At 64.9% G+C, this 13547-nt stretch carries 10 protein-coding genes; 8 read left to right on the forward strand and 2 right to left on the reverse strand.

The features are described from left to right. The 5 genes from ACE3SN_RS06140 to gluP form a co-directional block, all read left to right on the forward strand. Positions 1 to 1845, forward strand: a 1845-nt coding sequence (locus tag ACE3SN_RS06140) for a TonB-dependent receptor domain-containing protein (protein ID WP_374528495.1), incomplete at its 5' end; no start/stop codon positions are given. 148 nt (positions 1846 to 1993) lie between these two features. Beyond that, positions 1994 to 3976, forward strand: coding sequence for a glycoside hydrolase family 3 protein (locus tag ACE3SN_RS06145; RefSeq protein WP_374528496.1), 1983 nt, complete (start codon positions 1994 to 1996; stop codon positions 3974 to 3976). A gap of 22 nt (positions 3977 to 3998) precedes the next feature. Next, a complete protein-coding gene (locus ACE3SN_RS06150) occupies positions 3999 to 5501 on the forward strand; it encodes a tryptophan halogenase family protein (protein WP_374528498.1) in 1503 nt (500 codons plus the stop codon). Beyond that, positions 5498 to 6955 carry a glycoside hydrolase family 30 beta sandwich domain-containing protein gene (locus ACE3SN_RS06155; RefSeq protein WP_374528500.1) on the forward strand — a complete coding sequence of 486 codons (1458 nt, stop codon included), beginning with the start codon at positions 5498 to 5500 and terminating at the stop codon, positions 6953 to 6955. Before ACE3SN_RS06150 ends, ACE3SN_RS06155 begins: the two co-directional genes overlap by 4 nt. Then, the gene (gene gluP, locus ACE3SN_RS06160) at positions 6952 to 8208 is read left to right on the forward strand and encodes a glucose/galactose MFS transporter (protein WP_374528502.1); all 1257 of its coding nucleotides are present in this window, start codon (positions 6952 to 6954) and stop codon (positions 8206 to 8208) included. Before ACE3SN_RS06155 ends, gluP begins: the two co-directional genes overlap by 4 nt. Positions 8209 to 8233: 25 nt before the next feature. Here gluP and ACE3SN_RS06165 read toward each other — a convergent pair whose 3' ends face one another. Next, complete coding sequence (locus tag ACE3SN_RS06165) at positions 8234 to 9061, reverse strand: beta-etherase (RefSeq protein ID WP_374528503.1); 828 nt, start codon at positions 9059 to 9061, stop codon at positions 8234 to 8236. Positions 9062 to 9189: 128 nt separating this feature from the next. Between ACE3SN_RS06165 and ACE3SN_RS06170 the strand changes: the two genes are divergently transcribed. From ACE3SN_RS06170 to ACE3SN_RS06180, 3 genes are read left to right on the forward strand one after another with little or no spacing between them, the layout of a single operon-like run. After that, positions 9190 to 9735: a VOC family protein gene (locus ACE3SN_RS06170; protein WP_374528505.1), complete on the forward strand. Its 546-nt coding sequence runs from the start codon at positions 9190 to 9192 to the stop codon at positions 9733 to 9735. A gap of 43 nt (positions 9736 to 9778) precedes the next feature. After that, positions 9779 to 10306 (forward strand): 2,4'-dihydroxyacetophenone dioxygenase family protein, encoded by a 528-nt coding sequence (locus tag ACE3SN_RS06175; RefSeq protein WP_374528507.1) that lies wholly within the window; start codon positions 9779 to 9781, stop codon positions 10304 to 10306. Between the two features lie 10 nt (positions 10307 to 10316). Continuing rightward, positions 10317 to 11321: an alcohol dehydrogenase catalytic domain-containing protein gene (locus ACE3SN_RS06180; RefSeq protein ID WP_374528509.1), complete on the forward strand. Its 1005-nt coding sequence runs from the start codon at positions 10317 to 10319 to the stop codon at positions 11319 to 11321. 87 nt (positions 11322 to 11408) lie between these two features. On the opposite strand, the gene ACE3SN_RS06185 is transcribed toward ACE3SN_RS06180, so the two are convergent. Continuing rightward, a complete protein-coding gene (locus ACE3SN_RS06185) occupies positions 11409 to 13520 on the reverse strand; it encodes a PQQ-dependent dehydrogenase, methanol/ethanol family (RefSeq protein ID WP_374528511.1) in 2112 nt (703 codons plus the stop codon). Between the last annotated feature and the right edge of the window lie 27 nt (positions 13521 to 13547).

Consider the following 13547-nt stretch of genomic DNA (forward strand, 5'->3'; position numbering starts at 1 on the left):
GATCAGTGGGCCGACAACGGCACCTTCAGCAACGTCACCGCGACGACCATCGGCAGCAACCAGTTCGGCACGGCCGGGCACTTCACCAATGCCGCCCCGATCCTGCGCAACGATTACAACACGCGTGAGGACCACCTTTTCGCCATCGGCTGGAACGGCGAATTCAAGATGGACGACAGCACCCAGCTGACCGCCGACCTCAGCTATTCGCGCAACACCCGCAACGAGACCTACATCGAAACCTACCAGGGTTACGGCGTCGGCCCCTACCAGACCCGCGTCATGGACAGCTATGATTTCGCGGTCCCGGCCAACGATTTCCCGCAGTTCACCAACTTCGGCCTGAACTATGCCGATGCCAGCAAGGTGTCGCTTGGCGACAAGGCTCCCTGGGGCGGCTGGGGTCATGACGGCTTGCTCAAATCGCCGCACATCAGGGAAGAAGTCTTCGCGGCCGACCTCGGCGTGAAGCGCGAATTCGGCGGCGGGCCGTTCAGCAGCCTTGAAGTGGGAATGAACTTCACCCACCGCGTGAAGGACAAGACGGTCGACGAAATCGACCTGTTCCTCAAGAACGACCGCGCGCAGGTTCCGGTCGGCTCGCAGTACCTCGTTGCCCCGACTTCGCTCGATTTCGCGGGCTCGATGAATGTCCTTGCGTTCAACCTGCCGGCTGCGCTCGACACCTATTACAACCAGGTCCATCTGCAGGATGCCAACCACTACGACAAGTCGTGGGGGATCACCGAAGACATCCTGACGCTGCGCGGCAAGCTCAACATCGATGCCGGCAACCTGCAGGGCAACGTCGGTGTTCAGGTGATCAAGCAGTGGCAGTCATCGGCCGGCCTGCGGATCAACACGCTGGTGAACCCGATCGCGCTCAGCAACGTCAACGTCAACGATGACTACACCGACGTGCTGCCCAGCCTGAACCTGTTCTACGACCTGGGTGGTGGACACCGCCTGCGCCTCGCCGCGGCCAAGGTCATGGCCCGACCGCGCATGGACGACATGCGCGCCAACATGACGCCGGGCTTCAACAGCGCGATCTGCGCCGGCAGCCCTGGTTGCACCCCGGGCCAGGAGGTTCATCCGTGGTCGGCCTCGGGCGGCAACCCCAACCTCCAGCCCTGGCGCGCCAAGGAGCTGAACGTCGCCTATGAATGGTACGGCGGCAAGGCGACCTACTTCAGCGTCAACGGCTTCTACATGTGGCTGGACAACTACATCTACACCCAGACAATTCCGGCAGACTTCTCGGGCTTCCCGCTGCCGGCCTCGGCATCGTCGATCCCCGCGAACGTCACGATCAGCCCGATCGGATCGCTGAGCGCTCCGGCCAACGGGCAGGGCGGCTGGGTGCGCGGCGTCGAAGTTTCGGGCGCGCTCGAATTCAGCAAGCTGAGCTCGGCCCTCGATGGCTTCGGGATCAGCGGCAGCGTGTCGTATAGCGACTATGCGCTGAAGCCTGCGGCGGATGCGAAGATCGGCGTGCTGCCGGGCTTCTCGAAGTGGGTCTATAACGTCACCGGCTACTTCGAAAAGGGCGGGTTCCAGGCGCGCGCGAGCTATCGCTATCGCTCGGCGTTCAAGGGTGAGGTCGTCTCGCTCTGGACGAACCTGGGTTACCCGATGATCCTGGCCGACAAGCAGCTCGACGCGCAGATCGGTTACGAGTTCCCAGAAGGTTCGTCGCTGAGCGGGTTCGGGATCCAGCTGCAGGTCAGCAACGTCCTCGATTCGCCCTATCGCACCAGTTACTCGGTCAACGGAACGCAGGTCCTCGAAACCTACGAGAAGTACGGCCGGCAGTGGCTGCTGGGCCTGAACTACAAGTTCTGATCCGATCGGCATGGATCCGAATGGTTCCGTGCCGGTCCACCCAGGTCCGCCCCGCCATTCCTCCCTCTCTGCGGCGGGGCGGCTCTAATCTTTCGGTGCAGGCGCAGCCTGCCCGGCCTGTTTTCGTGACTTTTCCGGGGATGTCTCAGTGAAGATCCGTAGCGCACTCGTTTCATTGATCCCCCTGATTGCCGCAGCCTGCGCTGCCTCCACCATTTCCGCCCCGGCCGCGCCCATATGGTCCCCTGCCGAGCAGGAAGCGATTTCCGCCTGGGATCAGCGCAAGGCCGGCCCGCTCGATCCGGCAACCGAGGCGCGAATTGCCTCAATTGTCGCGGGGATGACGCTCGAGCAGAAGATCGGGCAGATGACCGAGCCCGACATCCGCTACATCACCCCCGATCAGGTGCGTGAACACTATATCGGCACGATCCTGAACGGTGGCGGTGCATGGCCGGACATGAACAAGCACGCGAAAGTCACCGACTGGACCGCTCTGGCGGCGGCCTATGCCCAGGCTGCTACTTCGACCGACATGAAGGTGCAGATCCCGATCGTCTGGGGGATCGACGCGGTCCACGGCAACAACAACGTCTATGGAGCGACGATCTATCCCCACAACATCGGGCTTGGCGCGGCGCACGATCCCGCGCTGGTCGAGCGGATCGGGCGGGCCACCGCAAAATCGGTGCGCGCCACCGGGATAAGCTGGGCCTTCGCCCCGACCGTCGCCGTGGTCCAGAACCAGCGCTGGGGCCGCACTTACGAAAGCTATTCGAGCGATCCGACCGAAGTTGCGGCCAACGGCGCCGCGTTGATCCGGGGGCTGCAGGGCAACCTCACCGGCGAGGGCGACGTGATCGCCAGCGTCAAGCACTTCGCCGGGGATGGCGGCACCTTCAATGGCGTTGACCAGGGCGAGAACCGGAGCACCGCGAAGGATTACGCTCGGCTGCACGGCGCGGGCTATTATGCTGCGCTGGATGCCAACGTGCAAACCGTGATGATCAGCTACAACAGCTGGACCATGCTGGATCAGGCGGGCGGCGCGGCCACGGCATTCGGCAAGATGCACGGCAACAAGGCGCTGGTGACCGGCGTGCTCAAGGGCCGGCTTGGGTTCGACGGTCTGGTCGTGTCCGACTGGAACGCGATCGAGCAGGTGCCGGGTTGCACCACTGATCATTGCCCGCAGGCGATCAATGCCGGGATCGATGTGTTCATGGTGCCGGAAAAGTGGCAGAGCTTCATCGCCAATACGGTGGCCGACGTGCAGGAAGGCCGCGTGCCGATGGCGCGGATCGACGATGCCGTCACCCGCATCCTGCGCGTCAAGTTCCGGATGGGCCTGTTCGACAAACCAACTTCTGCAAGCCGCTATACCGGCGATGCGGCGGCCCTCGCGGATCGTCCGCTGGCGCAGGAGGCGGTGCGCAAGTCGGCCGTCCTGCTCAAGAACGACGGGGCACTGCCGCTTGCACCCGGCAAGCGCATCCTGGTCGTGGGAGCGGCGGCAGACAGCTTTCCGGCGCAGCTCGGTGGCTGGTCGATGACCTGGCAGGGCGACGAGACCGACAATGCCGACTTCCCGGTGGGCGAAACGATGCTGGGCGGGATTCGGCGCGTCTACGGTGCCGCCAACGTCACCTATTCGCCCGATGGCAGCGCCTTTGCGCCGGGCAAGTTCGATGCGGTGATCGCCGTCGTGGGCGAGACGCCCTATGCCGAAATGAAGGGCGATGTGCGCTGGCCGGCGCCATTGGCTTTCTCTCCGCGTTTTCCCGCGCAGAGTGCGATCCTGGCAAAGGTGTCGGGCCAGGGCGTGCCGGTGGTGACGTTGCTCTATTCGGGCCGGACCGAGTACGCGACCGACCTGCTCAACCAGTCCGATGCCTTCGTGGCGGCCTTCCTGCCGGGGACGGAAGCGGGGGCACTGGCCGACCTGCTCGCCGGTTCGCGGCAGCTCGATTTCAGTGCCCGACTATCGTTTGCTTGGCCGGCGACCGCCTGCCCGAGCGGCGGCTACCCGGTGGCTGAGCAGCTGTTTGCACGCGGCTATGGCTTATCCTATGCGATGCCGAAGAGGACCGGGCGCCTGACCGAGCAGGCCATCCCCGCAATGTGTCCCTGACGGGTCGAGAGGAGTGACTGGGATGAAACCCTTGCGGCGCATCCTGATTCTGGGCGGTGGCTCATCCGGCTGGATGACGGCGGCGCTGCTGGCGCGGCTGTTCCAGGGGATGTACGACGTTACCCTGGTCGAATCCGAGGAAATCGGCACGATCGGCGTGGGTGAGGCGACGATCCCGGCGATCAAGAAATACGTTGACCTGCTCGGGCTGGACGAGAACGAATTCATCGCTCGCACCCAGGCCAGCTTCAAGCTGGGCATCCAGTTCGAAAACTGGTGGCAGCAGGGCGACAAATACATTCACGGCTTTGGCGTGATCGGACAGGACTGGGAATGGCTGCGCTGCCATCACTATTGGCTGAAAGCGCGCGAGCTGGGCCGGGCCGAAGACTTCGCGGCCTATTCTATCAACACCGCTGCCGCGCTTGAGAACAAGTTCGTGCGCGCCCAGCCCAACATGGGCGACAGCCCGCTCAGCCAGATCGCCCATGCCTATCACATGGACGCATCGCTGTTCGCGCGGTTCCTTTCCGCCTATGCGCAGGAACGCGGGGTCCGGCGCGTCGAGGGGCGGATGGTCGATGTCGCGCTGCGCGCCGAGGACGGCTTCATTCAGTCGGTCACCTTGGCGGACGGTCAGGTGCTGGAGGCCGACCTGTTCATCGATTGCTCGGGCTTTCGCGGCCTGCTGATCGAAGGCGCGCTGCAGACCGGGTTCGAGGACTGGTCGCACTGGCTGCCCTGCGACAGTGCGCTCGCCTTGCCCTGCGCCCGGTCCGAAAATTTCACGCCCTATACCCGCTCGATCGCGCACGGTTCGGGCTGGCAGTGGCGGATCCCGTTGCAGCACCGCACCGGCAATGGCCACGTCTATGCCAAGGACTTCATCTCGGACGATGAAGCCGCCGCGATCCTGACGGGCAATGTCGATGGCGCGGCCATGGCCGACCCGCTGCAGGTGCGCTTCAAGGCCGGCAAGCGCCGCAAGCTGTGGAACCGGAACTGCGTTGCAGTGGGCCTTGCGGGTGGCTTTCTCGAACCGCTCGAATCGACCAGCCTGCACCTCGTCCAGTCGGGGATCATCCGCCTGATCCGGCTGTTTCCGGACCTCACCTTCGATCCCGCCAACATCGCCGAATTCAACCGTCAAAGCGATTTCGAATACGAGCGGATCCGCGACTTCATCATCCTCCATTACAAGGCGACCGCACGCGACGACACGCCGTTCTGGAACTATTGCCGCAATATGGACGTGCCTGACACGCTCCAGTGCAAGATCGACCTGTGGATGGCCAACGGCCGGATTTTCCGCGAGGACGAGGAATTGTTCGCCGAGGAAAGCTGGATTCAAGTGTTCATCGGCCAGGGCCTGATCCCGCGTGCCTACGATCCGCAGGTGAACCTCAAGAGCGATGTCCAGCTGACACAGTATCTCTCGAACATCGCCGCGGTGATTGGCAAATGCGTGAAGGTCATGCCGACCCACGCCGAATACGTCGCCAAGACCTGCCCGGCAGCGGCATGATCTTGCGCCGCGCAGCGCTGCGCGCCCTGGCGGCGCTGGGCCTCGCCGGCGCGCTTGTGGCCTGCGGGGCAGGCGAACTGCCGCGCGCCAGTGGCGGCGAGAGCGGCGAGGTCCGCGTCTGGAGCAGCAGCGCGGACGGGACGCGCAAGCTCGCCCCTGGCTCTGCGCTGTCCTTCGGGTCTGCGGGCCGCGAAAGCGATGCCATCGTGATCGATCCGGCCGCCCGGCGGCAGGAAGTGGTCGGCTTCGGCGCGGCGATGACCGATGCGTCGGCCCAGCTGTTCGAACAGGTGCTGCACCGGGATGAGCGCGACCAGCTTTTCGCCGACCTGTTCGGAGCCGACGGGCTGGCGCTCAATTTCGTGCGCGTGCCGATCGGTGCATCGGATTTTTCGACCACGCATTACAGCCTCGACGACGTGCCGCCGGGGCAGACCGATCCGGACCTGACGCAGTTCTCGATGGCAGGGCCGCTGGCGGCGCAAATTCCGGCGCTCAAGGCGGCAAAGCGGATCAATCCCGGCTTGGTGCTGATGGCCAGCCCGTGGAGCGCGCCGGCCTGGATGAAAGACACCGGCAGCCTGATCAAGGGCCAGCTGCGAAGCGAATTCTATGGCGCCTATGCCGCCTATTTCGGCCGCTACCTTGACGCGATGGAGCGCGAAGGGCTGCCGGTCGGTTATATTTCGGTCCAGAACGAGCCGCGGTTCGAGCCGGATAACTATCCCGGCATGCGCTTCCCCGCTGCGGCCCGCGCCCGCTTCATCGGCGATCATCTTGGCCCGCTGTTGGCCGCGCGCAAGACCCGCGTCGGAATCCTCGATTGGGATCACAACTGGGATCATCCTGAAGAGCCGCTGGCGGTGCTGGGCGATCCGGCGGCAGCGGCCCACGTCACCGGCGTGGCGTGGCACTGCTATGCCGGCGATCCGGCAGCGATGGAGGCCGTTCGGGCCGCCCATCCCGACAAGGACGTGTTCTTCTCCGAATGCTCGGGCGGGGAATGGGAACCGGGCTGGGGTTCGGTGCTGGGCTGGATGACCGACAACCTGATCATCGCGCCAACCCGCGCCGGATCGCGCGGCACCATGCTCTGGAACCTCGCGCTCGACGAGAACCACGGCCCGCATCTGGGCGGCTGCGGCGATTGCCGGGGGGTGGTGACGATCGACCGCAAGACCCGCGCGGTGACCCGCAATGTCGAATATTACGTGCTCGGCCATGTCAGCCGCTTCGTCCGCCCCGGCGCACGGGTGCTGGACAGCAGCGGCGGCGCATCGGGGTTGACCCACGCCGCCTTCCGCAACGGCGATGGCAGCATGGTCCTGCTGGTGCATAACGGCACCAGCGATGCCAGGGCGCTGACCGTGCGGACCGGCAGCCAGACCTTCCGTACCGCCGTGCCTGCGGGTGAGGTGATGACATTTACCTGGCTGGAGCCACCACCGCGATGAAGCGCCTGAATGACCTTGGGATCGGCGGGGCGTTCATTGCCATAACCACGCTATTCCTGGTCTGGGGCTTTATCGCGTCGAACAACGACCCGCTGATCATGGCGCTGCGCGCGGTCTTTCGCCTGAACTATACCGAAGGGCTGGCGATACAGCTGGTCAGCTTTGCGGCATTCGGGGTGATGTCGCTGCCCGCCGCCGCGCTCGGCAATCGCCTTGGCGCGGTTCGTGCGGTCGAATTGGGCCTTGCGGTGATGCTGGGCGGGTGTCTGCTGGTGCGGCTGGCGCTGACCGTCGAGAGCTATCTCGCGGTGCTTGCCGCGCTGTTCGTGCTGGCCTGCGGGATCAACGTGCTGCAGGTTGCCGCCAATCCGCTTGCCGCCGCCCTGGGCCCGGCGCGGTCAAGCCATTTCCGGCTGAGCTTTGCACAGGCGTTCAATTCGCTCGGCGTGGTGATGGGCGCGCACTTCGGTTCGCGGATCATGCTGGGCGACAAGGTGATGACGGCCCAGCAAGGCGCTCTGATCGATGCCGCCCAGCGCGCTGACGTGCTCGGCGCGGTCGGTCAGGCTTACGGCGTGATGGCCGTGTTGATAGCGGTGCTCGCATTATTTGTGGTCGCGATGCGTCCGCGGATCGCAGTTGCTGCCGCTGCGCTTGCCCCGACACCAAATGCCTCGGCGCTGGCCGCGTTGCGCTCGCGCTGGGCGATTGCGGGGGCCGTGGGAATCGGGCTCTACGTCGGCGCGGAAGTATCGATCGGCTCGATCATGATCGCCTTCCTGCATCAGCCGCAGGTGCTGGACCTGGCGCTTGCCGAAAGCGGGCACTATCTCGCCAACCTCTACTGGGGCGGAGCGCTGGTCGGGCGGTTCATCGGTGCGGCCTTGCTCACCCGGATCCCGGCGCCGCGCCTGCTGGCGTTTTGCGCCGGGTCCGCAACCGTACTGTGCCTGGTTGCGTTCGGCACCGAGGGAGCATTGGCCGGATATGCCGCGCTGGCGGTCGGGTTGTTCAATTCGATCATGTTCCCGACGATCTTCTCGCTCACGCTCGAGCGTTCGGGCGTGTCCGAAAGTTCAACTTCGGGGTTGCTGTGCCTCGCCATCGCGGGCGGAGCGCTGCTGCCGTTCCTGGTTGGACGATTGGCGGACACGGCAAGCCTGGCTGCTGCCTTTGCCGTGCCCGCGATCGCCTATGGCGCAATCGCGGTGTTCGCGATCCGCGCCCGGATCCCGCACGGAGCCAGTTCGTAGACCGCGCGGAATTTGTCCTCGCTGCCTAGCCCTTGAGCCGTGCGGTTTCGGCGGCGGTCGAGGCCGGGCCGGTATTGCGCTTGGTCAGACCGAAATCGCGCGGGGTGCGCTCGAACGGTTCGGGATCGCCGGGGCGCGGCTGATAGCCGAACAGCGGGCTCATGCCGGGGATCCGGCCAAGGCCGCCGTAAAGGTCGAAGCCGCGATCGATCCAGTCGCGCAGCGGCTCGTCTTCGGTCATCGGCGGCACGTCGGCCACGCTGGCGCACCACAGGAACACGGCAAGCGCACGGTAATCGGCATAGTTCGGCGCATCGCCGCCCAGCCACTTGCGCTCGCGCAGCAGGGCGCGCAGCGGCTCCAGTTCGGGCAGGACCTTGGGGAATACGTCCTCTCGGCCCTTGGCCATTTCCTCAACCGGCTGGCCCCACATCCTGAGGCGGCTTTCGGTGATGTAGCCGATGTCTTCCGGCTTGCAGCGATCGCGGTACTGCACGGCGAAACAGCGCACCCAGGGGCTGACGGCGGTCTTCCACAGCCAGCCTTCGAGGAATTCGGTCAGCGGCTTGATCCCGGGATCGCCGATCAGGGTCGGGCGATCAGGATACTTGGCGTCGAGGTATTCGGCGATCAGCCACGAATCGAGCACCCATTCGCCGTCATCCACGATTGCGGGCAGGCGTTCGCTGCGCCCGCCGGTGCGGTCCATAATCCCGGTGAAGCCGCCATCGACGACATCGAGGTCAAAGCCCTTGTGCTTCAGCGCGTACTTGGTCGCCCAGACGAACGGGCTGGTTGTGCATCCGGACGCATGCTGGAGATCGTAGAAGGTAATCTTGTTGTCCTTGGCCATTTGGTCCTCTCCGACCGGCGTTGTTCGCCAGATTATGATGCCCGGGGCGCGTCAGAATGCGCTTGCGCTTCGCCGAGCCTGTGGCATGAATAGGCGTAATAACTTACAATTTCTAGAGAGGATGTTTGATGCGGAAACTTGGCTGGGGCCAGGCGCTCGGCAGTGTCGCGCAGATGGCTTATGTGGTCGAAGATCTCGATGCCGCGATCGACCATTTCATCCGCGATTGCGGGGCCGGGCCATTCTTCGTGATCGAAAATTTCCTCCAGCCCGGCGCGCAGACCTATCGCGGCACGGTGAGCCAGGCAGACCTCAGGATCGCGATGGGCTTTTCCGGGCAGACCTGGATCGAACTGATGCAGCCGCTCGACGATCATCCCTCGATCTACAAGGAAGTGATCGAGCGCAGCGGTTACGGCCTGCACCACCACGGCATCGCGTTCGAGGATACCGAGGCGGCGCTCGCCGACTATCTCTCGCGCGGGTGGAAGGAATGCTACCGCTCGCCCGTGCCGACCGGGGGCGACGTAATCTTCATCGAGAACGGCCACGCCGGTGCGCCCTGCTTCATTGAATTGCTGCCGGTGTCCGACGCGATGGACGCGCATTTCACCAGCTTCTGGAAAGCCGCGCAGGATTGGGACGGCAAGAACCCGATCCGGCCCTTCATCTGAACACGAACAGACAAACCATAACGGGAGAATTGCCATGGCCACCATGAGTGCACCGCCGTCAGACAAGGCCGAGATTGTCGACGTCCCCTTCGCCCAGCGCGCGTTGGTGCAGAAGTACAGCCCGGGCGGGCGCTATATCGACGCGCTGACTGACACCGACAGCCCGTGGGTGCCGTTTGGCGAGAACGCCGCGATCAAGCACCTGGCCTTCGACGTGCGGCAGAACCTGTTCTCGAACATCCTGTGGGTGAAGAGCCCCGGCGCGATCGGCACGCACCTGCATCGCGGCACGATCACGATGGTCTGCCTCGAAGGTTCGGTGCGCTATCTGGAATATGACTGGGTGGCGACCCCGGGCGGACTGATCCTGGAAGTGCCGGGCGAAAGCCACACTCTGGTCACCGACCACCCCGAGGGCTGCAAGCTGTTCGGCTGGATGCAGGGCCCGATCGAGTTCTATGACGAGAACGCCCAGTTCGTGATGACCGCGGATGTGTGGTGGTTCATCGAACACTACGAAACCTACTGCCGCGAACAGGGCATCCCGATCAATCCGAAGCTCTACCTGTGAGCGTGCGGCAATGAAGGCGGCGCGCTTTACCGGCCTGCACCAGCCGCTGGTGGTTGAGGACGTTCCCGAACCCACCCCGCAAGCAGGCGAGGTGGTGGTCAAGGTCGGCCGCTGCGGGATTTGCGGCTCCGACCTGCACATGAGCGAGGACGAGGCCTTCGGTTCGGTTCCGGGGGAGGTCTTCGGGCACGAATTCGCGGGCGAGGTCGTCGCGCTGGGCAAGGGCACGGAGGGGCTGGCGCTGGGCGATCTCGTCTCGGTCATCCCCCTCAAGAGCTGCGGTACATGCGCGCACTGCATCGCGGGCGAAGTCCAGTGGTGCGAAGGCTTCGGCCTGCAGGGCGGGGGCTATGCCGAATATGCTGTGACCCGGCCCAACCAGTGCGTCCACCTGCCCAAATCGGCAAGCCTCGCCGATGGCGCGATCATCGAGCCGCTGGCCGTGGCGCTGCACGGGGTGCGCCTGTCGGGCATGATGCCGGGCGATAACGTGCTGGTGCTGGGCGCGGGGCCGATTGGTCTGGCCGTGGCGTTCTGGGCGCGGCGCATGGGCGCGGCGAAGGTTGCGGTGCAGGACATCGCCGACTGGCAGCGCGAGCGTTCGCTCGGCATGGGGGCCGATGCCTTCCTCGTTGATCCGGCCGATCCGGTGGCGGCCAGCGACCGCGCCTTTGGCGGGGCCAAGCCCGACATCGTGTTCGAATGCGTCGGCGTGCCGGGGCTGATCGCCCAGGCGGTGAACCAGGTCCGCAATCGCGGCACGATCCTGCTCTTGGGGCTGTGCACCAGGCCCGATACCTTCAACAGCTTTGCCATGCTGTCGAAGGAAGTGCGGCTGGTGACGTCCGCCTTCTTTACCCGTCAGGACTATGAGGATGCGCTGGACGCGCTGAGTAGCGGGGCTGCTGAACCGCGTATGCTGGTGACCAGCACGATCGCGCTGGGCGATGTGCCGCAGGTTTTCGAGGGGCTGAAGCGTCGCACCGATCAGTGCAAGGTGCTGATCCAGCCCTGACAAGGCGGGCACGGACAAAGCGAAGGGCGCGGGAACCGAAGTTCCCGCGCCCTTTCTTGTTGTCGTCAGCGAGGCAGGCGCCGGGGGTTACTTGTCCCCCAGTGCCTTGTCCTCGTTGGCGCGCTTCACCAGGTATTGGCGGATGTCCTCGACGTCCTCGGGCTTGAACACCGACTTGAACGAAACCATCCCCTTGGGGTGTTCGGACTGCATCAGCACGCCATCGATCACGACCGCGCGGATCCCTTCGGGAGCGGCGATGTAGGCCGAGTGGCGCAGGTCGGGGTTGAGCGCGCCGCCAAGCGCGGCATCGCCGTGACAGACCGAGCAGTACCGCGCAAAGTTGTTCGCACCGCGTGCAACCTGTTCCGGCGTGCCGGTGAAGGCCGGCGGATCGAGCGGCAGCGCAGCCAGCGGCTTCATCGGCGGAAGCTGGCCCTTGCCCCCGATCTTGAACACCAGAAGGCGGCTGACGTTCTGAGCAGCGGCCGACTTCTTGGCGACGACGCCGGTGGCGATATCCCACACGCCGCCCCAGCCGACCAGGATCGCGACGTACTGTTCGCCATCGACCATGTAGGTCATTGGCGCAGCGATCACGCCGGTCTGGGTCGGGAAGGACCACAGCTTGGTGCCCTTGTCGGCGCTGTAGGCCACGAAGTAGCCATCGGCATTGCCCTGGAACACCACGTTACCCGCGGTTGCCAGCGTGCCGCCGTTCCACGGACCGGTGTGGGTCACGCGCCAGGCTTCCTGCTGCTTGACCGGGTCCCACGCGATCAGCGCGCCGGTGGTCGCGGCCTTGGCGCCTTCGCGCACGGCCTTGTCGGCTGGCGCGGCAACGGTTGCGCCGTCCATGCCGGTCTGGAAGCCGATGTCGCTGGCCTTCCAGTCCTTGGCTGCCATGTACGGCATCGCCGCAAGGTTCGCCGGGATGTAGACCAGGCCCGATTTCGGGCTGTAGCTCATCGGCTGCCAGCTATGCGCGCCGCCCGCACCCGGAAGCGCCAGGAACGGCTTGCCGGTCTGTTCGTACTTGGCTTCCGGATTGATCGTCGGCCGCCCGGTCTTGGGGTCGATCCCGGTGGTCCAGGTCTGCGGCGCAAACGGCTTGGCCGAGAGGAATTCGCCGGTCTTCGCGTCGAGCACATAGAAATACGCGTTTTTCGGCGCGTGCAGCACGACGTGACGCTTCTGGCCGTTCACGTCGATGTCCGCGACGGTGATCTGGGCGTCGCTGTCATAATCCCAGCGGTCTTCCGGAGTTTCCTGGAAGTGCCACTTGTATTCGCCGGTATCGGCATCAACCGCGACGATCGACGAGGTGTAGAGGCTGTCACCCGCGCGGCCATTGGCGCTGGGGTTCCACGGCTCGGCATTGCCGGTGCCGAAGAACACCAGGTTGGTGGCCGGGTCATAGGTGATCGAATCCCACACGGTGCCGCCACCGCCCAGTTCCCACCACTTGGAATTGCCCCAGGTCTTGGCGGCTTCTTCCATGGCCTTGTTTTCAAAGCCGTCGGCCGGATTGCCCGGCACGGTGTGGAACTTCCACAATTCGTCGCCGGTCTGCGGATCATAGGCGGCAAGATAGCCGCGCGCCTTGTATTCCGCGCCGCCCGAGCCGAGCAGGATCTTGCCCTTCACCACGCGCGGGGCGCCGGTGATGGTGTAGTTCTGCTGATCGGGAACGACGACCTTTTCGAACGCGACCTTGCCGGTCTTCTGGTCGAGCGCGACGAGGCGCCCGTCGAGCGTGCCGACATAGACCTTGTCGCCGTAGAGCGCGACGCCGCGGTTCACCGCGTCGCAGCAGGCACGCACCAGGGTATCGCGCGGGACCTTGGGATCATAGGACCACTTGAGCGCGCCGGTCTTGGCGTCGAAGGCCTTGACCATCGACCAGGCGGTCGAGACGTAGAGCACCCCGTCGTGCATCAGCGGGGTCGCTTCCTGGCCGCGCGCGGTTTCAAGATCGGCCGACCAGGTCAGGCCAAGCTGGCCGACGTTCTGGTCGTTAATCTGGGTCAGGCCCGAGAAGCGCTGTTCGCCGTGATCCCCGCCATAGGTCAGCCACTCGCCCTCTGGCGGGTTGGCGATCATCGCATCGGTAACGCCCTCGGTAACCGGTGGCGACGCATGCTTGCCGCAAGCGGCGAGCGGCAGCAGCGCTGCAAGCGCCAGAACCCTCAATCGCATCAAAATTCCCTCTCTCCTGAACTGCCC

It is taken from the genome of Novosphingobium sp. (assembly GCF_041915465.1).
Classification (GTDB): Bacteria; Pseudomonadota; Alphaproteobacteria; order Sphingomonadales; family Sphingomonadaceae; genus Novosphingobium.